This is a genomic window from Pseudoxanthomonas sp. 134C1 (assembly GCF_057773065.1).
The window spans coordinates 202,646-225,999 of the sequence record NZ_JBYMTH010000002.1; the positions used below are offsets into that span (position 1 = coordinate 202,646).

Genomic DNA, 23,354 nt, shown 5'->3' on the forward strand with positions numbered 1-23,354 from the left:
CGTGAGCTCCGCGCCCGACATGCGCCTGCCGGTGGAGGCCAGCGACGCCCTGGCACGCATCGATGCGTGCCAGGCCCGCGGGGAGGCGGACGCCTGCCGTCAGGCGCTCCACGCGCTGCATGCCGGCGCCGGCGATCATCCGGCGCTGTTGCAGGCGCTCGGCCTGCGCTACACCGCCCTGGGCCTGCACGAGCAGGCCGGGGCCTGCTACGCGCAGGCGGTCCGTCTCGCTCCGGCCGATCCCGACGCGCTGTACAACCATGCCACCGCCCTGCTCGCGCTGGGCCATGTCGACGACGCCGAAACCGCGCTGGATCAGGCGATCCGGCTGGCGCCCCGGGATGGTTCCGCCTGGTACAACCGTTCGACGCTGCGTCGGCAGACACGGGATCGCAACCATGTGGATGCGCTCCGGCAGGCGTTGCCGAGCATGGCGCCCGCCGATCCGGAACGGATTCCGTTGCAGTACGCGCTGGCCAAGGAACTGGAAGATCTCGGCGAACACACCGCCGCGTTCGCCGCGCTGCGCGCGGGCGCGGACGCGAGGCGCCGGCGCCTGCGCTATCGCGTCGAGGACGATCTGGAGACCATGCGCCTGATCGAGAGCGTCTTCGACGAGGATTTCTTCCAGCGGCCGATCGAAGGGCATCCGGACGCGCGGCCGATTTTCGTCGTCGGTCTGCCGCGCAGCGGCACCACCCTGGTCGATCGCATCCTCGGTTCGCACAGCGCCGTCGCCAGCCGGGGCGAAAGCAGCGATCTCGCACAGGCATTGACCCGCATCGCCGGCCCGGCCCGCGACAAGGCCGAACTCGTGCGGCGCGCGGCGCGGCTGGATTTCCCGGCATTGGGGCGCGCCTACCGCGACACGCTCGCCCCCGGTCCCGCGCTGCGCATCGTCGACAAGACCCCGGCCAACTTCCTCTACCTGGCGCTGATTGCCGCCGCACTGCCGCAGGCGCGCATCGTCCACCTGCGGCGCAACCCGATGGATGCCTGCTACGCCATGTACAAGACGCTGTTCCGCATGGCCTATCCGTTCTCCTACGACCTGGACGATCTGGGCCGCTATTGGCTGGGCTACCAGCAGCTGATGGCGCACTGGCGGCGCTGGTTGCCGGCGGATCGTTTCCTGGAACTGGACTACGAACATCTGGTGACCGGGCAGGAAGCCGCCAGCCGGCGCCTGATCGCGCACGCGGGGCTGCCGTGGGAACCCGCGTGCCTGTCGTTCGAGCACAACCCGCACCCCACCCTCACCGCCAGCGCCGCGCAGGTACGCCAGCCGATTTATCGCTCGTCGGTGGGATTGTGGCGCCGCTACGCCGAAGAGCTGGAGCCGCTGCGGCGGCGATTCGCCCATGCCGGCGTGGAGGTGGAGGCATGACCCGCGCGGCTTCCGCCACGCCCGCGCCGCGCGTCGTCCCGGCATCCGGCAGTCTGTGGCTGTATGCCGGACTGGCGCTGCTGGCGACCGCCGGCTTCTTCTACGTCAACATCATGTCGGCGATCGTCGACGGACTGGTCACCGGACTGGGCTTCAGCAATCCGCAGGCCGGCATGGTGGGCGCGGCCAACATCTATGGCGCGAGTGTCGGCAGTTTCATCGCGGTGCTGCTGGTCCGTCGCCTGCCCTGGCGACCGGCGCTGATCGTGTTGCTGACACTGCTGGTGCTGCTGGATCTGATTTCCCTGGTCGTTCCGTCGGCACCGCTGCTCACCGGCGTTCGCGCGTTGCATGGCGTGTTCGGCGGCATGGCGGTCGGCGTCACCTACTCGGTCATGGCCCGGACCCGTTCGCCGGACCGCGCGTTCGGCATGCTGCTGCTGGTCCAGTTCGGACTGGGCGGACTGGGCGTGATGTTCCTGCCGACCCTGGTCCCCACCTACGGCACCGCGGTGCTGTTCCTCTCGTTGGCGGCGTTGAGCACATGCGCGCTCGTCGTCACTTTCACGCTGCCGAGGCTGGCGGGAACCGATTCGGACACCCGCCACGGTCCCGCACCGCTGACGCGTTCCGCCCGCAACACGGCGGCGCTCACGTTGCTGGCACTGTTCCTGTTCCAGGCCGGCAACATGGCGCTCACCGCGTTCATCATCCGGCTGGGAGAACACTTCCAGCTGGATCGCGGCTTCATCGGACACGCATTGGGCTGGGCCACCTGGATCGGCGCGGCCGGCGCGGTGCTCGTGATCGTCATGGGCACCCGCTTCGGCCGGTTGCGGCCACTTTGCGTGGCCACGCTGATCACGCTGGCGGGCACCGCGGCGTTCTTCCGCAGCGATCTGGGCGCGGTCTTCTTCATCGCCAACGTGGGCACGGCCATCACCTGGTCGTTCGTCGTGCCTTACCTGTTCGGCATGCTGTCGCGCCTGGACGCCTCCGGCCGGCTGGCCACGCTGGGCGGGTTCGTCTCCAAGCTGGGACTGGGATCCGGTCCGCTGTTCGCCGGCTACGTCCTGCGCGCCAACGATTTCAATCCCCTGATCGCCGCCGCGATCGTCGCACTGGCCCTGGCCGGTGTCGCGATGTTCCTGGCGGCGCGCCGCATCGACCTCCTGGAGCCCATCGCGTGAATGCCCTGCCGGAATCTTCCTTCTTTCCCCTGATCCTGGATCGGACGCTGCTGCGATCGCAGTGCCTGATCGGGGGCCAATGGCGGGATGCCGACAACGGCGCGACATGCGAAGTCCTCAATCCCGCCACCGGTGAATCGCTGGGCAGCGTGCCCGACATGGGCGCGGCCGAAACCCGCCGCGCCATCGAGGCCGCCCATTGCGCATTCCCCGCCTGGTCGCGCCGCACGGCCCGCGAACGGGCGCAGGTGTTGCGCCGGTTGTACGAGTTGATGATGGAGCACCAGGACGATCTGGCGCTGCTGCTGACCGCCGAGCAAGGCAAACCCCTCGCCGAAGCCAAGGGAGAGATCGCTTATTCGGCCTCGTTCCTGGAATGGTTCGCCGAGGAAGGCAAGCGCATGTACGGCGACGTGATTCCCGGTCACGCCGACGACAAGCGCCTCCTCACGCTGCGCCAGCCGGTCGGCGTCGTCGCGGCGATCACGCCCTGGAATTTTCCGTCCGCCATGCTCGGTCGCAAGATCGGCCCGGCGCTGGCCGCCGGTTGCACCGTGGTCTGCAAACCCGCGTTGCAGACGCCCTACTCCGCCCTGGCCATCGGCGTGCTGGCCGAACGCGCGGGCCTGCCGGCCGGCGTGCTGAACATCGTCACCGGCCAGGACGCCGCCGCCATCGGCGCCGAGCTGACGTCCCATCCCAAAGTCCGCAAGATCAGCTTCACCGGCTCCACCGCGGTCGGCAAGCGCCTGATGGCGCAATGCGCCGACGGTCTGAAGCGGGTATCGCTGGAACTGGGCGGCAACGCCCCCTTCATCGTGTTCGACGATGCCGATCTGGACGCCGCGGTGGAGGGCGCCATCGCCAGCAAATTCCGCAATACCGGACAGACCTGCGTCTGCGCCAACCGGTTGTTCGTCCACACGGCGGTCTATGACGAGTTCGCGCGCCGGTTGACCGAGCGGGTCGCCGCGCTGCGCGTCGGCGATGGCCTGGCCGGGGCCATGGATCAAGGCCCCTTGATCGACGCCAACGCGCTGGACAAGGTCGAAGCGCACGTCAGCGACGCGGTCGCCAGGGGCGCGCGCATCGCGACCGGCGGACAGCGGCATGCGCTGGGCGGCACCTTCTACACGCCAACCGTGCTGCTGGATGTGGATCCGCGCATGCGCATCGCCAGCGAGGAAACCTTCGGGCCGGTCGCGCCGCTGTTCCGCTTCGCCAGCGAGGAGGAGGTCATCGCCCTGGCCAATGCCGGCGAAGCGGGACTGGCCGGCTACTTCTACAGCCGCGACCTGGCGCGCGTCTGGCGGGTGATGGAAGCACTGGAATGCGGCATCGTCGGCGTCAACACCGGCCTGATTTCCACCGAGGTCGCGCCATTCGGCGGGGTGAAGCAATCCGGCATGGGCCGCGAAGGATCGAAGTACGGACTGCAGGACTACACCGAACTGAAGTACGTCTGCCTGGGGGGCATCGCATGATCCGAAGACATCCTTCGTCGCCGTGATCCCCCGCGCCTGACCCACGTCGGGCGTACCCCATCCGTTTTCCACGGGCCCGCACCGGCCCGTACGGCCGCGTGCGGCCGGCGATATCGCTCGCCGCACCGGTCTTCTGTCTCAACCGTTCATGTCGTCAACCGATTCTCCCGCCAGCACTGCCGTCGGGCCATCAACCAGAACGTAAGGGAGGGCATCAGGATGAAAGCGATACGCGCGTTGTTGAGCGCCATCTGTGCATGGGGTTGCCTGTTCGCGATCAATGCCACGGCGCAGACCACCACGATTTTCAGCGACAACTTCCAGAGCGGGACCTATTCCGGCTGGACCCTGAGCGGCACCGGCAACGATGCCGCCAATCTCTATCAGGGCAACTGGTCGATGCGCATCGACGGCCTGCGCCAGGGTACCAAGGCCGTTTCATCGCAGGGATACACCAACGTGTCCCTGTCCATGGACATGGCGGCGCTGTACCTGGTCTACGGCGACTACTGCCATGCCGAGGTCTCCACCAACGGCGGGACCAGTTGGAGCACCGTCGTCGTGGTCGGTGACGGCGAGGACAGCGGCGCGTTGAAGCACGGCAGCGTATCAACAGGCCTGGACAACAATCCGAACCTGCGGGTGCGGCTGCGCGCCTATACGCTGTACGGGCACTATTGCTACGGCGACAACGTCGTGCTGACCGGAACGCCGGTCTCGGGCGGCACGTTCCCCGCGATCGCGGTGACCGGTTCCGGAACCTTCGGCTCGGTGACGACGGGAAGCAACGCCACCAACACGCTCACCCTCCACAACGACGGCGACGCCAACCTCGTCCTGGGCACGCTCGCGGGGCTGGCGGCGCCTTTCAGCCTGGTCAACAACACCTGCTCCGGCCAGACCGTCACCGCGGGCGGATCGTGCACCGTCGGGGTGCGGTTCGCGCCCACCGCGACCGGCAATTTCACCGACACCTTGAACATTCCGTCCAACGACCCGGACGACCCCAGCGTCGCCGTGGCCGTCAGCGGCACCGGCACCGGCGCCGGCACGCCCTACGATCCGCTGACGGGCAATGGCGCGGTCAGTCGCAGCGCGCTGAGCGCCAGCTTCCTCACCGGCAGCGGCACGCTCAACCTGATGAACTACAGTCACTACGCCCTGCCCGCCGGCGCCGCCAACCCGAGCAACACCTTCCAGGGTCGCTTGACGCTCTACGGCGAGGCGACCAGCGGCAGTGCGACGGAGGTCGGCGGCAACAACAATCTGCAGTACTACACCCAGGCCGAACACCTGCCCGAGTTCGAATTCGACTTCATCCAGCACGGCACCCATTTCATTCCGGTCACCCGCGGCAAGATCGCCGGCAGCCATCCTTCGTGGTCGCTGATCCTGGAACCGGGCCGGGTCTGGAACGAGAACGGCGACAACGGCTATTCGCGCGTCGCCTTCCCGTTCGCGCTGCAGGAGCGCGGCAGCGACTGCATGTGGAACGGGGTGATGACCTTCCTGTTCAAGGATGACGGCTCGGTCTCGGATCTCGCATACCAGGTGGCGGCCGAGACCTGTTACTACCTGAAGGTCAATTTCTGGGGGCGACTGGACGCGGCATATACGCCGATGGCGATCACCGGCGCCGCCGCGATCCGCACCGGCTACGAGGCAGAAGTCGCCCGCCGCATGCCGGTCAAGCCGATTTCGGCGCTGGCGACGGACTACCCGGGCAGCGGCGTGGTCGTCGCGAACATCGGCAGCGACGTCACCGCGGCGCACATGACGCTCTACGGCGTGGCCTACAACGGTGTCCATTACTCCGGGGGATGCCAGACCCGCTACGGAACCTATCCGTTCTGCGAAGTCATGGACGTGCCTTCCTACTCCACCGCCAAATCCGTGGCCGGCGGTTACGGCCTGATGCGGCTGGAGCAGAAGTACGCCGGTACGCAGCGCGGGCTGGGCATCGACGAGTGGGTCTCCGAGTGCACCGGCAGCCAATGGGACGCGCCCACGTTCGAGCAGGCGCTGGACATGGCGACCGGCAACTACACGTCCGGCGACGCGCACGTGGACGAAGCCTCGCAGGCCATGGCCGACGGCTTCTTCAGGGTCAATACCCATGCCCAGAAAGCGGGATTCGCGTGCGGGTATCCCTACAAGACCACGCCGGGCACGAAGTTCGTCTATCACACCACCGATACCTACCTGCTCGGCCGTGCGATGAACCAGTACCACAAGTCGCTGGCGGGCAGCGGCGCGGACTTCTTCAACGACGTGATGGTCGACGAAATCTACCGCCCTCTGGGACTCAGCCCGACGGTCTACGTCAGTTCGCGGACCCAGGACACCGCCGCCCAGCCCTACACCGGCTATGGCCTGGTCTACGTGCGCGACGACGTGGTGAAACTGGCCGAGTTCCTCAACCAGGCGCAGGGCAAGATCCAGGGCGTGCAGACGCTCGACAGCGGCATGGTCGCCGCGACGTTGAATCTGGGCAGCGGTGGCCTGCAGGCCGGCTCCGCCGCGGATCGCTACAACAACGGGTTCTGGTACTACGACCTGAAGCAGGACACCCACGACTACGGATGCAGCGCGGCGCGCTGGGTGCCCTACATGTCCGGCTACGGCGGTATCAGCGTGGCGCTGTTCCCCAACGGCATGGTCTATTACAACTTCAGTGACAACGGCCAGCTCACCTGGGGCAAGAGCGCCATCGAACTGGACAAGATCGCGCCGATGTGTCCGTGACACACGGGCCCGGCGCCATCAGGCGCCGGGCCATCCGGCCATATCGTTCGAGGAACACCGCATGAGCCAAACGCCGCATGACATCCTGGTCCGCCTCGCCTGGCGGATGATCGGACTGCTGATCCTTGCGGCGGCGGCGGCCGACGCGAGCGCGCGCGCCGCGCTCGACTACGACATGCTCACTTCCGGGCGCTACCGCCACAGCATCGATCTGTCCGCCTATGCGCCAGGCGCGGACGCGCGAGCGCCGACGAATCGCTTCGAAGGGCGCCTGCGGCTGCGCGGCCAGCCGCGGACGCGGACGCTGACCGCGCTGGACGACTATCTCGGCCCCCGGGATGCGGCCCAGGCGCGCACCCTGCCGGAGGATTTCGATCATGCCTTCGTCCAGGACGGCGACCGGCTCGTGCCGGTCGTCCGTGGTCCCATCGCGAGCCGCCATCCATGGTGGGAATTCGTGCTCGAACCCGGACGGGTGTGGGACGAACCGGGTGACCACGGCTACAGCCGCGCGGCGATTCCGTTCGCATTGGTGCAGAAGAACGCCAACTGCACCCACAACGGCGTGCTCACATTCCTGTTCACGAGTGACGGAAGTATTTCGCGGGCGGCGATGCAGGTGAGCAGCGAAACCTGCCACTACCTGCAACTGGACATGTGGGGACTGCTGGACGCGGACTATCTGCCGGAGCCGGTACCCGGGCGGGACGCCCTTCTGGCGGCACACGCCGGCGAAATCGCCGGGCGTCTTCCGGTCCGGCCGCTGACGGCACTCGCCGGCGATCATCCCGGCGTCGATCCCGCCGCGTTCGCCATCGGCGCGGCGCGGGGCCGCACCGCCTACGGATTGGTCGTCGATGGCGTGCACTACCTTTCCGCCTGCGCCACGCGACACGGCGATTACCCTTACTGCGAAGTGCTGGACCTGCCGTCGTACTCGGTCGCCAAATCGGTGGTGGCGGGCCTTGCGCTGATGCGGATGGAAGCGCTGCACCCGGGCACCCGCGACCTTCCGGTCAGGGACTGGATTCCCGCAAGCGGCTGCCGCACGGACAAGTGGGCTGGCGCGAACCTCCAGCACCTGCTCGACATGACGACGGGCCAGTACGACTCGCCGGCCTACATGGCCGACGAGGATGACCCGCGCATCCACGCCTTCTTCGGCGCCACCGATCACGCCACCCGCGTGGCCTACGCCTGCGAGGCGTATCCGCGCCACGAGGCGCCAGGCATGCGCTGGGTCTATCACACGCCCGACACCTATCTGCTTGGCACCGCGCTCCAGCAACGGCTGCGCGCGCAGACCGGACGCGCGAATGCGGATCTGTTCGAGGATCTGCTCTGGCGCGACGTGTTCGCGCCACTGGGACTGAGCCCCACCGCGCGCGCGACAAGACGCAGCTATGACGCCGCGCGCCAACCATTCTCGGGCTGGGGCCTGACGCTGCATGCCGACGACATCGCCAAACTCGGCCGGTTCCTGGCCAATGATCGTGGGCGTGTCGCGGGTCGCCCGATCCTGGATCCGGTTCTACTCGCCGAGGCCCTGCAACGCGACCCGGCGCATCCGGGGCTGCCGGTCGCCCATCTGGATCGGTATCGTTATCAGCACGGGTTCTGGGCCCGCGACCTGCAGGCGGAGCTGGGCTGCCGCGACGCCACCTGGATTCCCTTCATGTCCGGCTTCGGCGGAATCACCGTGGCGCTCTTTCCCAATGGCCTGGTCTGGTACAACGTGGCCGACGACGGACTGCTGGCGTCCATCGATTTCGCTGGACCCGCGCGGGAAGCGGTGAAGTTCGGCCCGCTCTGCGCGGATGCCTCCACGCCCTGACCCATCGGCCGCGTCCGCGTGGCGCGGAATGCTGCAGGCCGGTTGAACCGCCATCCGGGCGCCGTTCCCGCCCCGCTTCCATACGCCACCGGATGCGGTATAAAGGAGGCCATTCCGGCGGGTTCCGCCGGTTCGTCCAAACTCCCTGGGAGGGGAACATGCGCAAGATCCTGACCGCCACCCTGCTGGCCCTGCCGCTGCTGGCGGCATCCCTGGCCGCCTCCGCCGCCGACGGCGCGGTGGGCCGCTGGAAGACCATCGACGACAAGACCGGCAAGGTGAAGTCGATCGTGGAGATCTACACCACCACCAACGGCTCGCTGGCCGGCAAGGTGGTCGACGTGCTGCACTCGGATCGCGGCCCCAACCCCACCTGCGACAAGTGCACCGGCGACCGCAAGGACAAGCCGGTCAAGGGCATGGTGATCCTGTGGGGCCTGAAGGCCGACGGCGCCAACGAGTGGAGCGGCGGCACCATCCTGGATCCGGCCAACGGCAAGACCTACAAATCCAAGATGGAACTGCAGGCCGGCGGCCAGAAGCTGGATGTGTCCGGCTGCATCGCCTTCATCTGCCGCGCGCAGACCTGGCAGCGCGAATAAGCATCGTCACATCCGGCGTTCGCGACAGCCCGGCCCCGCCGGGCTGTCCTTTTTGGGCCATGCGATAATGACTGACTCCCCGCAAGCCGTCCGCCATGAGCCGCACCGCCCTCGTCACCACCGCCCTGCCCTACGCCAACGGCCCGCTGCACCTGGGCCATCTGGTGGGCTACATCCAGGCCGACATCTGGGTCCGTGCCCGCCGACTGGCCGGGAACACCACCCATTTCGTCTGCGCCGACGACACCCACGGCACCCCGATCATGCTGGCGGCGGAAAAAGCCGGCACGACGCCCGAGGCTTTCGTGGCGGACGTCCAGGCCGGCCACGAGCGCGATTTCGCCGCGTTCGGCGTGGCCTTCGATCACTATGACTCCACCAATTCGGCGATCAACCGCGAGCTGACCGAAGCGTTCTACGCCAAGCTGGATGCGGGCGGCCACATCGCGCGCCGCAACGTCGCCCAGTTCTACGATCCGGCCAAGGGCATGTTCCTGCCGGATCGCTACATCAAGGGCATCTGCCCCAACTGCGGTTCGCCGGATCAGTACGGCGACAACTGCGAGGTGTGCGGTGCCACCTATGCGCCGACCGATCTGAAGGAGCCGAAGTCGGTGCTGTCCGGCAGCACGCCGGAAATCCGCGACTCGGAACATTTCTTCTTCGAGGTCGGCCGTTTCGAGGCGTTCCTGCGCGAGTGGCTGGCCGGTGACGTGGCGCTGCCGGGCGTGAAGGCCAAGCTGAAGGAATGGCTGGATGCCGAAGGCGGCCTGCGCGCCTGGGACATCTCGCGCGACGCGCCCTACTTCGGCTTCGGCATTCCGGGCGCGCCGGGCAAGTACTTCTACGTGTGGCTGGACGCTCCGATCGGCTACCTGAGCAGCTTCAAGGTGCTGTGCGAACAGAAGGGCCTGGACTTCGACGCCCATCTGCGCGCCGGCACCGAGGTCGAGCTGCACCACTTCATCGGCAAGGACATCGTCAATTTCCATGGCCTGTTCTGGCCGGCGGTGCTGCACGGCACCGGCCACCGCGCGCCGACCCGGCTGCACGTCAACGGCTACCTGACCGTGGACGGCGCCAAGATGTCCAAATCGCGCGGCACCTTCGTGAAGGCCCGCACCTACCTGGACGCCGGCCTGGAAGCCGAAGCGCTGCGCTACTACTACGCCGCCAAGTCTTCCGGCGGCGTCGACGATCTGGATCTGAACCTGGGCGATTTCACCGCCCGGGTGAACGCGGATCTGGTCGGCAAGTTCGTCAATCTGGCCAGCCGCTGCGCGGGCTTCATCGACAAGCGCTTCGACGGCCGACTGGCCGAAGCGCTGCCGGATCCCGCGATGTACGACCGCTTTGTCGCCGCGCTCGCACCGGTGCGCGAAGCCTACGAGCGCAACGATCCGGCGGCCGCGATCCGCGCCACCATGGCGTTGGCCGACGAGGCCAATCGCTATATCGACGACCGGAAGCCGTGGGTGATCGCCAAGCAGGAAGGCGCCGACGCCGAGCTGCAGGCGGTCTGCACCCAGGGCCTTAACCTGTTCCGGGTGCTGGCCGCCGCGTTGAAGCCGGTGTTGCCGCGCACCGCGGAACAGGCCGAAGCCTTCCTCGCATCGCCCGTCACCGCCTGGCCGGATCTGGATGTACCGCTCACCCGCCGGAACATCCTGCCGTACGCCGCCCTGTTCACCCGCATTGACCCGAAATTGATCGACGCCATGACCGAAGCCTCCAAGGAAACCCTCGCTCCCGCCGCCGCGGCCCCCGCTCCGGCGAAGGCCACCGCGACTGCTGCCGCGTCCACTCAACCAGAAGCCGCCGGCGGCGCGCCCGCCACCATCGGCATCGACGATTTCGCCAAGCTCGACCTGCGCATCGGCAAAGTGCTGGCCTGCGAATTCGTCGACGGTTCGGACAAGTTGCTGCGCTTCGAACTGGATGCGGGCGATCTCGGCAAGCGCCAGATTTTCTCGGGCATTCGCGCCAGCTACGGCGAGCCGGAAAAACTGGTCGGCCGCAACGTGGTGTTCATCGCCAACCTGGCCCCGCGCAAGATGCGCTTCGGCCTGAGCGAAGGCATGATCCTGTCGGCCGGCTTCGACGGCGGCGCGCTGGCCCTGCTGGACGCCGACAGCGGCGCGCAGCCGGGCATGCCGGTCCGCTGAGACGCGTCCACGCGACCCGACCCGTCCGTCGCGGCCGGCATCCGTTCTCGCATGAGCCAACCCGTTCCCGCGCTGGTGGAAAGGCTCGATCGGCTGTTGCCGCAGACCCAGTGCGGCCAGTGCGGTTTCGACGGTTGCCGGCCCTATGCCGAAGCGATGGCGCGTGGCGAGGCGGATGTGGATCGCTGTCCGCCCGGTGGCGACGCCGGCGCGCGCGCGCTGGCGCGCCTGCTCGATCGCCCGGCGCTGCCCTATGACCGCAATCGCGGTGAACACAAGGCGCCTGCCGTCGCGGTGGTCATCGAGGCCGATTGCATCGGCTGCACCAAGTGCATCCAGGCTTGTCCGGTCGACGCCATCATCGGTGGCGCCAAGCACATGCACGTGATCATCGATCCGCTATGCACCGGTTGCGAATTGTGCGTGCCGGCCTGCCCGGTCGATTGCATCGTGATGACGCCGGCTCCGTAGCCGGCGCCCTGCACCGCGCGGGATGTCCACGCTGCCGCCCGGCTACTTCCGCGGCGCCTTGCACGCCGAGCAGACGCGCTCCACCTGGTAACCCCGGGCCCGGAGTTTCTCGACCACGCCATCGGCGCCGAGCAGATGCAGCGCTCCCACGATCACCAGCGTGTCGTCGCTGGAGGATTCCGTCAGCCGCTTCTCGATCTTCGGCACCCAGTCGTCGTTGCGATCGACATTGATGCGCTGATACAGGCGGGGATACTCGCGTTTCATCTCCGCGGCCATTTCCTCCCACAACATGGCCGCATCACCGCGTCGCCAGGCGGCGTGCAGTTTTTCCGTTTGTCCCGGCCCTTTCTCCGCCTGCTCCAGAACCTCGGTGAGGAACTGCCGCTGTTCCACCGCGTCCATGCCATCCAGCAGGCTGATCTGATCCATGCCGCGCTCCAGGCCGCTGGTGGGCTTGCCTGCCGCCTTGGCCTGTTCCATGAAGTGCGCGTCCAGGCCGATCTTGGGATCCAGCCCCTGCCGCATCATCTCCGTCACGCTGATGGTCAGGCCGACGAACCAGGGCTTGAGCGCGGCGAGATTGGCCATCGGCATTCCGTTCCTGCCGGCATACGCTTCCAGCTTCATCCAGGTGGCCTCGTCCAGATCATCGCGCAGACTCTTGCCGTCGCTGCGTAAAGCCGCCTGCAACATCTGCGTCGACAACGCCGGTCCCATCTCCTCCGGCGAAAGTTCGAACATCAGCGATTCCGCATCGGTGAACGCGCCGTCCACATCCCTGGCCAGCGGGTAGTCCGCGGGCTTCAGCATGTGGAACGACCCCAGCAGGTACACCGCGTTGTCGCTGTCGGAGACCTTCCACAGCAGCGGCACCGGTGCATCCGCCTGCGCTTTCGGCGCATCGGCCAATGCCGGCCAGGCGAGGCCCGCGAGCAGGACCAGGCCGGCGGTTCGCAAGCGGCGCACCATGCCGCGGGATTTCTGATTCATGGAGTGGTCGCCTTCGAGGGGAGCGCTGCGGCAACGGGTGCCGGTTTGTAGGTTTGTTCGCCGGCCGTGATCGCCAGATCCAGGCGGTTCTCCGGTGGCGGCAACGGGCAGGTCGCAAACGGGGTGAATGCGCAAGGCGGGTTGTAGGCCTGGTTGAAATCAAGCCACACCTTGCCGTCGGCCACTGCCGGCGCATCCAGGAAACGGCCGGCCGGATAGCTGCCATGGCCGCTGGTGCGATCGGCCAGCACGAAGAACAGGCCGCTCGCGGGATCGCCCAGCGCCTCCAGCCGATAACGGCGTCCTTCACGCTCGAACTCGACCGCGCCCGGATTCGGCGACGGCGTGGTGGTGCCGATGATGTCGACGATGGGAATGGTCTTGCCGGGCGGATGCGGGATGAAGCGTGCCTGGATCTTCCATGCCGCATCGATCGGCCAGTACGTCAGGCCGGTGAACCGGAGTCGGCTGGCCGCGTCGGCGTGCTTCACCCGCAGGGCATGGCGGCCACCGCGTTCGATGACGGTCAGCCAGCCCTTGCCATCGTCGAAGCCGATGACGCCGGGCGATTCGTCGTGATCGCCAGGAATCTCGACCTCGCCCTTGAGCGGCTGGCCGTTGAAGGTCACCGCCACGCCGGGTTCCGGCGTGAAGCGGATGCGTCCGTCTTCGTCGGTGATCATGCCCAGCTTGGCCGGTCCCGCCGCCAGGCGGATGCCGCTGTCCGGACCGCTGCCGATGTAGTGCGCCTTCAGCTGGATCCAATGCAATCCGACCAGGCTGGTCCAGCCATCCGGTTTGAGCAGATCGTCGCGCCGCTCGCCGCGCCATTGTTGTTCCGCCGCCACGAAGACGGGGTCCTGCGTCCTGTGTGCCGTCGCCTGGCTGTCCGGCGCCGTCCGCTGGCACGCGGCCAGCCACAGCAGTCCGGCGATGCCGGCATATCGTTGCCAATTGCCCATCACGTCCCCCGCTTGAACCCTTGTTCGATCTCCGAAAGACCGAGGCGTCGCCACACGCCCCCCGCCTCGCCTTCCCGCGCCTCGATGCGCTCGACTTCACGCAGCAAGGCATTCATTTCCGCCAGCGTCATGCCCCGCGGCGCCGGCACACCGTGCCGCGACATCACCGCGAGCGCGAGCTCCACCTGCGCATCGCCCGGCGCGTCATCGCCGCCGCAAGCCGCCAGCACATCATGCAGCAGGGCTTCCGGCTCGGCATCCACCAGCAGCGCGGGTATCGCGCGCAGGCGCAGCCGCGACCCGCCCACCGGTTCGACGGTCAGCCCGAGCGACGCCAGCCATGCCGCATGCCGCGCGCCCCAGTGCGCATGCTCCACAGCGACGTCGAGTTCCAGCGGCAGCAGCAGCGGCTGCGCATGCAGGCCAATCCCCGCGCGGGCCGCGCGCAGGCGCGCCAGCATCAACTGACGATGCGCGGCGGGCAGATCCACCATGACCAGACCCGCCTCGTCCTGGGCGAGCAGATAGCGCCCGTGCAGCACCGCCACCGCGAACCCGAGCAAGGGGATGGCGCCGTCCTGGGACGCCGGCAGTGGCGGCATCGCCGTCTGCGAGGGCAAGGCGCCGTGATCGCCATACAGCGCTTCGTAGAAGGCACGCGCTTCACGCACCTGCGCCGCCGGCAACGCGTGTCCGGCCAGTCCTTCGGCGCCACGCGGCATCGCCAGGGACTGTTCCATCATGGCCCGGGTTTCGGCCAGTGCTTCGTGCAGGGTGCGCAGGACGAAGTCGTAGATCAGGCGTGCATCGCGGAAGCGCACTTCATGCTTGGCCGGATGCACGTTGACATCGACGCGGGTGGGATCCAGTTCCAGGAACAACACATAGGCCGGCTGCCGACCATGGAACAGCACTTCCTTGTAGGCGCTCTTGGCGGCATGGCCGATGTTGCGATCACGGACCGCGCGGCCATTCACGTACAGGTATTGCTGATCGCCGGTCGCCCGCGAATAGTCTGGCTGCGCGATCCAGCCGTGCAGGCGCAGGCCGGCGGCGGCGTGCTCGATGCGCAGGGCCTGGTCCACGAAGGTCTCGCCCAGGGTTTCGCGCACCCGCGCCAGCGGATCGATGCCATCCGGGCGATAGCGGCGCGATGGCTTGCCGTCCACGCCCACCCGCAGTTCGATCTCCGGACGCGCCAGCGCCAGTGACCGCAGCCATTCCTCGATATGGCCCAGCTCGGTGCGCCCCGCACGCAGGAACTTGCGCCGGGCCGGCACGTTGTAGAACAGATCGCGGACTTCCACCGTGGTGCCCGGCGGATGCGGTGCCGGCGCCACTTCGCCGAGCTGGCCGCCATCCACGCGCAACGCCGCGCCATGCGCGTCGTCCGCGCGCCGCGAAGTCAGCAGGAAGCGGCTCACCGAGGCGATCGACGGCAATGCTTCGCCGCGGAAACCGAGCGTGGCCACTGCCTCCAGATCGTCCAGCGACGCAATCTTGCTGGTGGCGTGGCGCGAGATCGCCAGCGGCAGCTCCGCGGCGGGAATGCCGCCGCCGTCATCACGGATGCGGATCAGGCGGATGCCGCCCTCTTCCAGGTCGATGTCGATCCGGCGCGCGCCCGCGTCCAGCGCGTTCTCCACCAGTTCCTTGACCACCGACGCCGGGCGTTCCACCACCTCGCCCGCGGCGATCTGGTTGATGAGGGTGTCGGGCAGTTGGCGGATCGGCACGTCGGGGCGGCGCATTGGCCGTCGCGGGAAGTCAGTGCGGATGATAGCCGAGCGGTGGGCCGGCGCGGTGCGCTCAGGGCGCGCCGGCGGCTCCGCCCGCGGCGGCGCTGCGCGCTTCGGCTTCGGCCTGCGCGCGCGCGGCGAACAGCGTGCCCGGCGGCGGCTGGCGGGTGAAATAGGTGTTGACGCCATCCAGCACGGCGGCGGCGACCTTGCGCTGGTAGCCCGGATCCTTCAGCCGCTTCTCTTCGTCCGGATTGGAGATGAAGGCGGTTTCCACCAGCATCGACGGCATGTCGGAGGTTCGCAGCACCGCGAAGTTCGCGCGTTCGATGTTCGGTTTGTGGTTGTTGCCGACCCGCTTCAGGCCATCGAGCACGTGGTTGGCCGCGTCTTCCGACGCGCGCATGTGCCCGCTCTGAGCCAGATCCAGCAGCACCGAACCCAGCGTGTTGTCGACTTTCTGCAGGGCCACGCCGCCAATCAGATCGGAGGCGTTTTCCTTGTCGGCCAGCCAGCGCGCGCGTTGCGAGGACGCGCCCTTCAGCGACAGCACGTACACGGACGAACCGCGCGCCGAGCGGTTTTCCGCCGCGTCCGCGTGGATGGAGACGAACATGTCGGCGCCCGCCGCACGGGCCTTGCGGGCGCGCATGTTGAGCGGAATGAAGACATCGCTGTCGCGGGTCATGTAGGCCTTCATGCCCGGCGTGGCATTGATCTGGCGGGCCAGTTCGCGGCCGATCGCCAGCACGACGTTCTTCTCGTAGGTGCCCCCCTGCCCGACCGCCCCCGAATCCTGGCCGCCGTGGCCGGGATCGATGGCGACGATGAGCGGGCGCATGCCCGCGCGCATGCCCACCTTGGGCGCGGGTTCCTGCGGGGCGACGTTCGTGGACGCCAGCGCTTCCGGCGCCGGCGTGGCCGGTTTCCCGGTGGCGATGGTGTAAGGCACGCCGCCCGGCGTCACGCCCGCGGCGTTCGGCTGCGCGGGTGCGACCTGGGTCGTGGGCTGGCCGTTGAGGATCGCTTGCGGGGACGGGACCTGCGATGGCGGTGTCTGCTCAGGCGGCCGGGCCGCGGGCGCATTGGCCTGTTGCGCGACCTGTGCCGCCAATGCGGCGGTCGCCTGACCCGCGGAAGGCGTGACCGCCGTCGGCGACGGCACCGGGGACGCGGACGAGGGCACGGGCGCGGGCGCGGACGAAGAAGACGTCGCGGCGGGCGCCTTGGCGACCGGATTCGCGGGACCGTCGCCCGGCCATTCGAGGATCAGGCGCGCGCCGCCGGCCGCGCTTTCCACGCGCGGCTTCAATGCCGTGATCGGGCCGGCCAGATCGAACACCACGCGCAGGGTTCCCGGGCTGGGCTGGCCGGTCCGTACCGCCGTGACCACGCCCTGTCCGGGGGGCAGCTTGAGGCCGCGTGCAGCGCTGGACGCGGGCAGATCCACGACCAGACGCTCCGGGCCGTGCAGGGCGAGGGTCTTGAATTCGCCTTTGCCCTGCAGCTGGATTTCCGCGCGGGTGCCGGTCGCGCCGTTGCTCAACTGGACCGCGCTGACCTCACCGGCGGACGCGGTTCCGGCGCACGCTGCCGCCACCGCCAGCCCGAAGGCGGCGATGCGAAGGCGTTGGAATGGAGGATTCCCCAGGCGCATGCGGCGGATTCAAGCACCAACTGCGCCGGAATGCAAGAAGTTTTCCCTTAATAATCCGTGACCTGCCGGATCTTCCTACACCGCCGGGATAGGTGATCGAGGCAACTGGGGATCTTTGGCCAACTGGGCCAGCCACGCCTGGCCGGGTCCGCTGACCGCTTCCAGCCTCGCCGACCGTCCGGATCCGTCCACCGCCAGCCCTATCCGCAGGTCGCAATGCGGCAGGCCGGCGCCACCGCGCTCGGGCCACTCCACCAGCCAGAGCGTGGCGCTGCCCTCGTCCAGGCCCAGGAAATCCAGTTCTCCGGCGTCACCGATGCGGTACAGATCCAGGTGCCAGGCCTCGCCGTCCGTCAGCGGATAGCGTTCGACCAGCGTGTAGGTCGGGCTGCGAATGGCGCCCTGCACGCCCAGCGCCCGCAACAGCGCGCGCGCCAGCGTGGATTTTCCCGCGCCGAGATCGCCCTGCAGATGGACCACGGCGTTCGCCGGCCGACTCATCGCGAGCGTGCGTCCGAGCGCATCGGTCGCTTCGCTGTCGGAAAGAAACAATGACAAGGATTCCATGCCGCGATTCTAGCCTTCGTCGCATCCGCTCAGGGATTGGCGAGGCGGCGTACGAACGGCATCAGATCGGAAGGCAGCAATCCGCGTTCGCCGTCCTCGGCCGCTGCATCCCCCGCCAGCGAATGCAGCAGCGCACCGGCGCGGGCCGCGTCGAACGCCGCCAGGCCCTGCGCGCGCAGCGACGCGATGATCCCGGTCAACACATCGCCCATGCCACCCACCGCCATGCCGGGGTTGCCGGCATCGAGCACGCAGGGCAACTGTCCTGGCGCGGCGATGATCGTGCCCGCGCCCTTGAGCACGATCACGGCGCGATGACGTTCCGCCAGCGCGTGCGCGGCGGCCAGGCGATCCTGCTGGATCTCGCGTGTCTCCACGCCCAGCAGCCGCGCCGCTTCGCCGGGATGCGGCGTCAGGATCGCGTCATCCAGTTCGTGCGGATGGATGGCCAGCAGATTCAATGCGTCCGCATCCAGCACGCAGGGTTTTCCCGCACGCAGCGCCAGCTCGAACAGTCCCTGGCCCCAATCGTCCTGTCCGAGCCCGGGCCCGAGCGCGATGACATCGGCCTGCAGCAGCAGCGGCGCCAGTTCCTCGCCCGATTCCACCGCGCGCACCATGGCTTCCGGCCGACGCGCCAGGATGGGCCCTACGTGGCGTTCGCGGGTGGCCACGCGCAGCAGTCCCGCGCCGGCGCGCAAGGCGGCTTCCGCGCACAACGCGATCGCGCCACCGCTGCCATGATCGCCGCCGATGCACAGCACCCGTCCGGATTCGCCCTTGTGGGTATTGCGCCGCCGTGGCAGCAGCCAGCGCGCGAGCGCGCCCTGGCCCAGGCCGGTCGCCACGGGCGCGACGTCGGTGAAGGTCTCGTCGGGAACATCGAGTTCGTCCAGCGCGCACGCGCCGGTGTATTCGAGCGCGTCGCCGGTCCGCAGGCCGGCGTGTTCGGCGATGAACTGGAGCGTATGCGATGCCAGCACCGCGGTACCCGGGACGTGTCCGCGATCGGCGTCCACGCCGCTGGGCACATCCAGCGAGAACACCGGCGCGCTCTGGGCGTTGATGGCCTCGATCAGGCGCGCGGTGGCCGGATCCGGCGCGCGCGACAGGCCGATGCCGAACAGCGCGTCGACCACCAGATCCGCTGCAGGCAAAGCGCCGTCGAACAGTTCGACCTTGCCGCCGGCGGCGATGTAGTCCGTGCAGGCGCGCTGGCTCGATGGCGTACGTGGCGCGTGTTCCTCCAGATGCACCACGATGGCCATGCGCCCGGAGCGGCGCGCCAGATGCGCCAGCACATAACCGTCGCCCCCGTTGTTGCCGGGCCCGCATACCACCACGATCCGCTGCGCCTGCGTCCATTGCGCCAACAGATAGCGCCAGGCGGCCTGCCCGGCCCGCAGCATCAGGACATGCGCGTCACCGCCCAGGCGGGCGGTGGCGCGCGCATCCAGTTCGCGCGCGGCACGGGTGTCGTACAGGGGAAAGCTGCCGGACATGCGGGCGATTCTATACTTGCCGCATGTCTTCCACCGCGCCCGCCCGCCTGCCCGATCCCGCCGCGCTCGCCGCGCGGGTGCGTGGGCTGGCGCGCGAATTCGGCTTCCAGCGTTGCGGCATCGCCGGCATCGAGCTGGGACCGGACGAGGACCACCTGCGCGACTGGCTGGCGCAGGGGCTCTACGGGTCGATGGACTGGATGGCGCGCCATGGCGACAAGCGCAGCCGGCCGCAGGAATTGCTGCCGGGAACGCTGCGGGTGATTTCGGTGGGCCTGGACTACGGCCGTAACGACAGTGACGACGCCTGGCAGACGCTGGCCGATGGCGAACGCGCCTACGTGGCGCGCTACGCGCTGGGGCGCGACTACCACAAGCTGATGCGCAATCGCCTGCAGCGGCTGGCCGAACGACTGCAGGAGGAATTCGGACCATTCGGCCACCGGGTGTTCGTCGACTCCGCGCCGGTGCTGGAACGCGCGCTCGCGCGCAACGCCGGGCTCGGCTGGATCGGCAAGCACACCTGCCTCATCGACAAGGACGGCGGATCCTGGTTCTTCCTCGGCGAGATCTATGTCGATCTGCCGTTGCCCGTCGATGCGCCGGCCAGCGCGCACTGCGGCACCTGCGTGCGCTGCATCGACATCTGCCCGACCCGGGCGATCACCGCTCCCTACCGGCTGGATGCGCGGCGCTGCATTTCCTACCTGACCATCGAGCACGACGGCGCGATTCCCGAGGATTTGCGCGTGCCGATGGGCAACCGCATCTTCGGTTGCGACGACTGCCAACTGGTCTGTCCCTGGAACAAGTTCGCCAAGCGCCACGATGAAGCCGATTTCCGCGCGCGCAACGATCTGGATACCGCGACGCTGCCGCAACTGTTCGCCTGGGATGAAGCCGAGTTCCTGCGCCGCACGGAAGGATCCGCGATCCGCCGCAGCGGCCACGAACGCTGGTTGCGCAACATCGCCATCGCGCTGGGCAACGCACCGGCCACGCCGGACGTGCTGGCGGCGCTGGCGTCACGCCGCGAGGATCCATCGCCACTCGTGCGCGAACACGTGATGTGGGCGCTACGGCGGCATGGACTCGGCTGAGCCCACCCACCTGTCGGAGCGACGTCAGTCGCGAAATTCTCGATGCCCGATTCGCGACTGACGTCGCTCCCACAAGACGGAAGGTCGCGCGGAGAAATCAACTCCGCTTGCGCAACTCGTCCAGCAGCACCCGGGTGACCGGGTCGCTGGCCTGCGCTTCGCCCTTCAAGGCCGGCAGCAGGCCGTTGGCCAGTTGCTTGCCGAGCTCGACGCCGAACTGATCGAAGGCGTTGATGCCCCACAGCACCGCCTGCGCGTACACGCTGTGCTCGTACATGGCGATCAGGCCGCCCAGGGTCTGCGGGGTCAGCGCATCGAGCAGGATCAGCGTGCTGGGACGGCTGCCCGGATACACGCGGTGCGGATCATCGCTGCCCTGCCCGTTCGCCAGCGCTTCGGTCTGCGCCAGCAGGTTGGACATCAGCGCCAGATGGTTCTCGGCGTAGGGGTCGTCGTTGCGGACGGTGCCGACGAAATCCAGCGGCACGATGCCGGTACCCTGATGCAGTGCCTGGAAGAAGCTGTGCTGCACATCGGTGCCGGCACCGCCCCACCACACCGGTACGGTGTCCACGCCGACCGGACCGCCGTCGAGTTTCACCGACTTGCCCAGGCTTTCCATCACCAGTTGCTGCAGATAGGCCGGCAACAGCGCCAGGCGCTGGTCGTAGGTCATCACGCCGTGCGCGGCGTGGCCGAGCGCATTGCGGTTCCAGATGGCGGTCAGCGCGTGACGCACCGCGATGTTGTCCGCGGGTGCGGTGTTCAGCACGTGCGCGTCGAAGTCCGAGGCGCCGGCCAGCAGGGCTTCGAAGCGCTCGAACCCGATGGCCAGCGCGATCGGCAGGCCGACCGCCGACCACAGCGAATAACGGCCGCCCACCCAGTCCCACATCGGCAACACGCGCGTCGCGTCGATCGCGAACGCGGCGGCGGCCCGCTCCGGATTGGCGCTGACCGCGTACAACCGGTCGCTGCCACCCAGCCAGTCGCGCAGGATGCCGCCGTTGAGCAGGGTTTCCTGGGTACCGAAGGTCTTGGAAATCAGGATCGCCGCGGTCCTGCGCGGATCCAGCGGGGCCAGCACGCGCTGGGCGGCGGCACCGTCGACATTGGACAGGAAATGCACCCGGAAGCGACCAGGCAACGGTCCGCGCAGGGCATCGGCGACCAGGCGCGGGCCCAAATCGGAACCACCGATGCCGACGCTGACGATGTCGGTGACATCGCTGGCTTCCAGATCCGCGATCAGTGCGGCCATGCGCTCGCGCACCGCGCTGGCGGTGGCGAAGGCTTCGCGCGCGATGGCGGCGCCGGAGTGATTGCCACGCAGCGCGGTATGCAGGGCGGCGCGCCCCTCGGTGACGTTGACCTTCTCGCCATCGAACAGGCGCTGGAACGCGCCCTTCAGATCCCGCGATTCGCCCAGCGCGACCAGCGCCGACAGCGCGTCGCGGTCATATCCCTGGCGGGCGAAGTTGAAATACAGCGGGCCATGGCGCAGCGCGAAGTCGTTGGCACGCGCCGGATCCTGCGCCAGCAGCGCCGGCAGGGATTGCCCGCGCAGGCGTGCGGCGTGGGACTGCAACGCTTCGAAACCCGATGTCTGGCTCATGCGGCCTGCTTGGGGATGCTGTAGTTGGTGTGGGTGATCCGGTTGTTGCCGTCGACGTAGATCAGCTTGGGCTGGAAGCGCTCGGCTTCCTCCTCGCTCATGCCGGCGAACGCGGCGATGATGATCAGATCACCGATCTGCACATGGCGTGCGGCGCCGCCGTTGAGCGAGATGATGCCGCTGCCTTCGTCGGCGCGGATGGCATAGGTGGAGAAACGCGCGCCGTTGGTCACATCCCAGATATGCACCTGCTCGAACTCGCGGATGCCGCTGGCATCCAGCAACAGGCCGTCGATGGCGATCGAGCCTTCATAGTTCAATTCGGCGTGGGTGACGGTAGCGCGGTGGATTTTGGTCTTGAGCAGGCTGAGATGCATGGCGAGGGGGAACGGACCACGGAGGAGACGGGAGTTTAGCAGCGGCCGGCGGCGGCCGACGTGCACGCGGCGAGGAGGGATGCGTGAGCGGGATGCGGCGGGACCGCGCTCACCACTCCAGGTTGTCGATCAGCCGGGTCCTGCCCAGACGGGCGGCGATCAGGGCGACCCGGCTGCCGGGTTCGCCATCGTTCGGTTCGCCCAGATCGGGCCGGCGCACGGTGGTGTAGTCCACCACGAAACCGGTATCGGCCAGCTGGCGGCTGGCGGCACGCTCGACCTCCGTGCGCGGCGTCCCGCCGACTATTCCGTCACGCATGGCGGTGAGCACGCGGCGGATCTCCGCGGCGCGCGGACGCTCGTCCGCGGACAGGTACTGGTTGCGCGAGCTCATCGCCAGGCCGTCCGTCTCACGGACGATGCTGCCGGCCAGCAGTTCGATCGGGAAAGCCAGATCCGCCACCATCTGCCGGATCACCGCCAGTTGCTGGTAATCCTTCTTGCCGAACGCCGCCAGATCCGGCTGCACCTGATTGAACAGACGCGCCACCACGGTGCACACGCCATCGAAATGACCGGGCCGATGCGCACCTTCCAGCAGGCTGCTGACGCCGGGCACGTGCACCCGGGCGGCCAGTTCCACCCCGAACGGATACATCGATTCCACCGTGGGCAACCACAGGACATCGCAGCCGGCGCCTTCGAGTCCGCTCATGTCCGCTTCCGGCGTGCGCGGGTAGCGGGTGAAGTCTTCGTTGGGACCGAACTGGGTCGGGTTGACGAACACACTGGACACCACGCGGTCGGCGTACTGCCGCGCCAGCATGACCAGCGAGTAGTGGCCGGCATGCAGGTTGCCCATCGTCGGCACCAGCGCGACTTTCAGGCCTTCGCGTTTCCATTGCCTGACGCGTGCGCGCAGATCGTGCGATTCGGTGATGGTTTCTAGCATGTAGGTGTCCGC

At 68.2% G+C, this 23,354-nt stretch carries 18 protein-coding genes; 9 read left to right on the top strand and 9 right to left on the bottom strand.

Annotated elements, in window-relative coordinates; translation table 11 throughout:
- Nucleotide 1 precedes the first annotated feature (1 nt).
- The 8 genes from AC3DEZ_RS04820 to rnfB all read left to right on the top strand — a co-directional run bounded on the left by AC3DEZ_RS04820 (nt 2) and on the right by rnfB (nt 11,878).
- The gene (locus AC3DEZ_RS04820) at nt 2-1,387 is read left to right on the top strand and encodes a sulfotransferase family protein (protein WP_488387213.1); all 1,386 of its coding nucleotides are present in this window, start codon (nt 2-4) and stop codon (nt 1,385-1,387) included.
- Nucleotides 1,384-2,577: an MFS transporter gene (locus AC3DEZ_RS04825; protein ID WP_488387214.1), complete on the top strand. Its 1,194-nt coding sequence runs from the start codon at nt 1,384-1,386 to the stop codon at nt 2,575-2,577. Before AC3DEZ_RS04820 ends, AC3DEZ_RS04825 begins: the two co-directional genes overlap by 4 nt.
- On the top strand, nt 2,574-4,061 hold the full coding sequence (locus tag AC3DEZ_RS04830) for an NAD-dependent succinate-semialdehyde dehydrogenase (RefSeq protein WP_488387215.1): 1,488 nt from the start codon (nt 2,574-2,576) through the stop codon (nt 4,059-4,061). Before AC3DEZ_RS04825 ends, AC3DEZ_RS04830 begins: the two co-directional genes overlap by 4 nt.
- Before the next feature lie 219 nt (nt 4,062-4,280).
- Nucleotides 4,281-6,806, top strand: a complete 2,526-nt coding sequence (locus AC3DEZ_RS04835) for a choice-of-anchor D domain-containing protein (protein ID WP_488387216.1) — start codon at nt 4,281-4,283, stop codon at nt 6,804-6,806.
- 61 nt (nt 6,807-6,867) lie between these two features.
- On the top strand, nt 6,868-8,640 hold the full coding sequence (locus AC3DEZ_RS04840) for a hypothetical protein (RefSeq protein WP_488387217.1): 1,773 nt from the start codon (nt 6,868-6,870) through the stop codon (nt 8,638-8,640).
- A 158-nt stretch (nt 8,641-8,798) separates the two neighbouring features.
- Entirely contained in the window at nt 8,799-9,242 is a 444-nt protein-coding gene (locus AC3DEZ_RS04845) for a DUF2147 domain-containing protein (RefSeq protein ID WP_141453335.1), read from the top strand.
- A gap of 95 nt (nt 9,243-9,337) precedes the next feature.
- Nucleotides 9,338-11,407 carry a methionine--tRNA ligase gene (gene metG, locus AC3DEZ_RS04850; protein WP_488387218.1) on the top strand — a complete coding sequence of 690 codons (2,070 nt, stop codon included), beginning with the start codon at nt 9,338-9,340 and terminating at the stop codon, nt 11,405-11,407.
- A gap of 51 nt (nt 11,408-11,458) precedes the next feature.
- Complete coding sequence (rnfB, locus tag AC3DEZ_RS04855) at nt 11,459-11,878, top strand: Rnf electron transport complex subunit RnfB (protein ID WP_488387219.1); 420 nt, start codon at nt 11,459-11,461, stop codon at nt 11,876-11,878.
- 42 nt (nt 11,879-11,920) lie between these two features.
- Here the strand turns inward: rnfB and AC3DEZ_RS04860 are convergent, their stop codons facing one another.
- The 6 genes from AC3DEZ_RS04860 to AC3DEZ_RS04885 all read right to left on the bottom strand — a co-directional run bounded on the left by AC3DEZ_RS04860 (nt 11,921) and on the right by AC3DEZ_RS04885 (nt 19,298).
- The gene (locus tag AC3DEZ_RS04860) at nt 11,921-12,871 is read right to left on the bottom strand and encodes a TraB/GumN family protein (RefSeq protein ID WP_488387220.1); all 951 of its coding nucleotides are present in this window, start codon (nt 12,869-12,871) and stop codon (nt 11,921-11,923) included.
- Nucleotides 12,868-13,833: a DUF1684 domain-containing protein gene (locus tag AC3DEZ_RS04865; protein ID WP_488387221.1), complete on the bottom strand. Its 966-nt coding sequence runs from the start codon at nt 13,831-13,833 to the stop codon at nt 12,868-12,870. The genes AC3DEZ_RS04860 and AC3DEZ_RS04865 overlap by 4 nt, the downstream gene beginning before the upstream one ends.
- Nucleotides 13,833-15,569 (bottom strand): DNA mismatch repair endonuclease MutL, encoded by a 1,737-nt coding sequence (gene mutL / locus AC3DEZ_RS04870; RefSeq protein ID WP_488387567.1) that lies wholly within the window; start codon nt 15,567-15,569, stop codon nt 13,833-13,835. Before mutL ends, AC3DEZ_RS04865 begins: the two co-directional genes overlap by 1 nt.
- Before the next feature lie 73 nt (nt 15,570-15,642).
- Nucleotides 15,643-17,229 carry an N-acetylmuramoyl-L-alanine amidase gene (locus AC3DEZ_RS04875; protein ID WP_488387222.1) on the bottom strand — a complete coding sequence of 529 codons (1,587 nt, stop codon included), beginning with the start codon at nt 17,227-17,229 and terminating at the stop codon, nt 15,643-15,645.
- Between the two features lie 75 nt (nt 17,230-17,304).
- Nucleotides 17,305-17,796: a tRNA (adenosine(37)-N6)-threonylcarbamoyltransferase complex ATPase subunit type 1 TsaE gene (tsaE, locus tag AC3DEZ_RS04880; RefSeq protein WP_488387223.1), complete on the bottom strand. Its 492-nt coding sequence runs from the start codon at nt 17,794-17,796 to the stop codon at nt 17,305-17,307.
- Between the two features lie 29 nt (nt 17,797-17,825).
- Nucleotides 17,826-19,298, bottom strand: a complete 1,473-nt coding sequence (locus AC3DEZ_RS04885) for an NAD(P)H-hydrate dehydratase (protein WP_488387224.1) — start codon at nt 19,296-19,298, stop codon at nt 17,826-17,828.
- Nucleotides 19,299-19,321: 23 nt separating this feature from the next.
- Here AC3DEZ_RS04885 and queG point away from each other — a divergent pair, with 23 nt between their 5' ends.
- Nucleotides 19,322-20,398, top strand: coding sequence for a tRNA epoxyqueuosine(34) reductase QueG (queG, locus tag AC3DEZ_RS04890; protein ID WP_488387225.1), 1,077 nt, complete (start codon nt 19,322-19,324; stop codon nt 20,396-20,398).
- Nucleotides 20,399-20,495: 97 nt separating this feature from the next.
- On the opposite strand, the gene pgi is transcribed toward queG, so the two are convergent.
- The 3 genes from pgi to panC all read right to left on the bottom strand — a co-directional run bounded on the left by pgi (nt 20,496) and on the right by panC (nt 23,342).
- On the bottom strand, nt 20,496-22,013 hold the full coding sequence (gene pgi / locus AC3DEZ_RS04895) for a glucose-6-phosphate isomerase (RefSeq protein WP_488387226.1): 1,518 nt from the start codon (nt 22,011-22,013) through the stop codon (nt 20,496-20,498).
- Complete coding sequence (gene panD, locus AC3DEZ_RS04900) at nt 22,010-22,390, bottom strand: aspartate 1-decarboxylase (protein ID WP_488387227.1); 381 nt, start codon at nt 22,388-22,390, stop codon at nt 22,010-22,012. Before panD ends, pgi begins: the two co-directional genes overlap by 4 nt.
- 109 nt (nt 22,391-22,499) lie before the next feature.
- Nucleotides 22,500-23,342, bottom strand: a complete 843-nt coding sequence (panC, locus tag AC3DEZ_RS04905) for a pantoate--beta-alanine ligase (protein ID WP_488387228.1) — start codon at nt 23,340-23,342, stop codon at nt 22,500-22,502.
- Nucleotides 23,343-23,354: the final 12 nt, after the last annotated feature.

What these genes read in the sequence shown, in the direction of transcription:
- AC3DEZ_RS04865 (WP_488387221.1), bottom strand. Translation starts at nt 13,833, where the DNA reads ATGGGCAATTGGCAACGATATGCCGGCATCGCCGGACTGCTGTGGCTG.
- AC3DEZ_RS04825 (WP_488387214.1), top strand. Translation starts at nt 1,384, where the DNA reads ATGACCCGCGCGGCTTCCGCCACGCCCGCGCCGCGCGTCGTCCCGGCA.
- panD (WP_488387227.1), bottom strand. Translation starts at nt 22,390, where the DNA reads ATGCATCTCAGCCTGCTCAAGACCAAAATCCACCGCGCTACCGTCACC.
- AC3DEZ_RS04875 (WP_488387222.1), bottom strand. Translation starts at nt 17,229, where the DNA reads ATGCGCCTGGGGAATCCTCCATTCCAACGCCTTCGCATCGCCGCCTTC.
- rnfB (WP_488387219.1), top strand. Translation starts at nt 11,459, where the DNA reads ATGAGCCAACCCGTTCCCGCGCTGGTGGAAAGGCTCGATCGGCTGTTG.
- AC3DEZ_RS04835 (WP_488387216.1), top strand. Translation starts at nt 4,281, where the DNA reads ATGAAAGCGATACGCGCGTTGTTGAGCGCCATCTGTGCATGGGGTTGC.
- metG (WP_488387218.1), top strand. Translation starts at nt 9,338, where the DNA reads ATGAGCCGCACCGCCCTCGTCACCACCGCCCTGCCCTACGCCAACGGC.
- AC3DEZ_RS04860 (WP_488387220.1), bottom strand. Translation starts at nt 12,871, where the DNA reads ATGAATCAGAAATCCCGCGGCATGGTGCGCCGCTTGCGAACCGCCGGC.
- AC3DEZ_RS04845 (WP_141453335.1), top strand. Translation starts at nt 8,799, where the DNA reads ATGCGCAAGATCCTGACCGCCACCCTGCTGGCCCTGCCGCTGCTGGCG.
- queG (WP_488387225.1), top strand. Translation starts at nt 19,322, where the DNA reads ATGTCTTCCACCGCGCCCGCCCGCCTGCCCGATCCCGCCGCGCTCGCC.
- panC (WP_488387228.1), bottom strand. Translation starts at nt 23,342, where the DNA reads ATGCTAGAAACCATCACCGAATCGCACGATCTGCGCGCACGCGTCAGG.
- pgi (WP_488387226.1), bottom strand. Translation starts at nt 22,013, where the DNA reads ATGAGCCAGACATCGGGTTTCGAAGCGTTGCAGTCCCACGCCGCACGC.
- AC3DEZ_RS04840 (WP_488387217.1), top strand. Translation starts at nt 6,868, where the DNA reads ATGAGCCAAACGCCGCATGACATCCTGGTCCGCCTCGCCTGGCGGATG.
- AC3DEZ_RS04885 (WP_488387224.1), bottom strand. Translation starts at nt 19,298, where the DNA reads ATGTCCGGCAGCTTTCCCCTGTACGACACCCGTGCCGCGCGCGAACTG.
- tsaE (WP_488387223.1), bottom strand. Translation starts at nt 17,796, where the DNA reads ATGGAATCCTTGTCATTGTTTCTTTCCGACAGCGAAGCGACCGATGCG.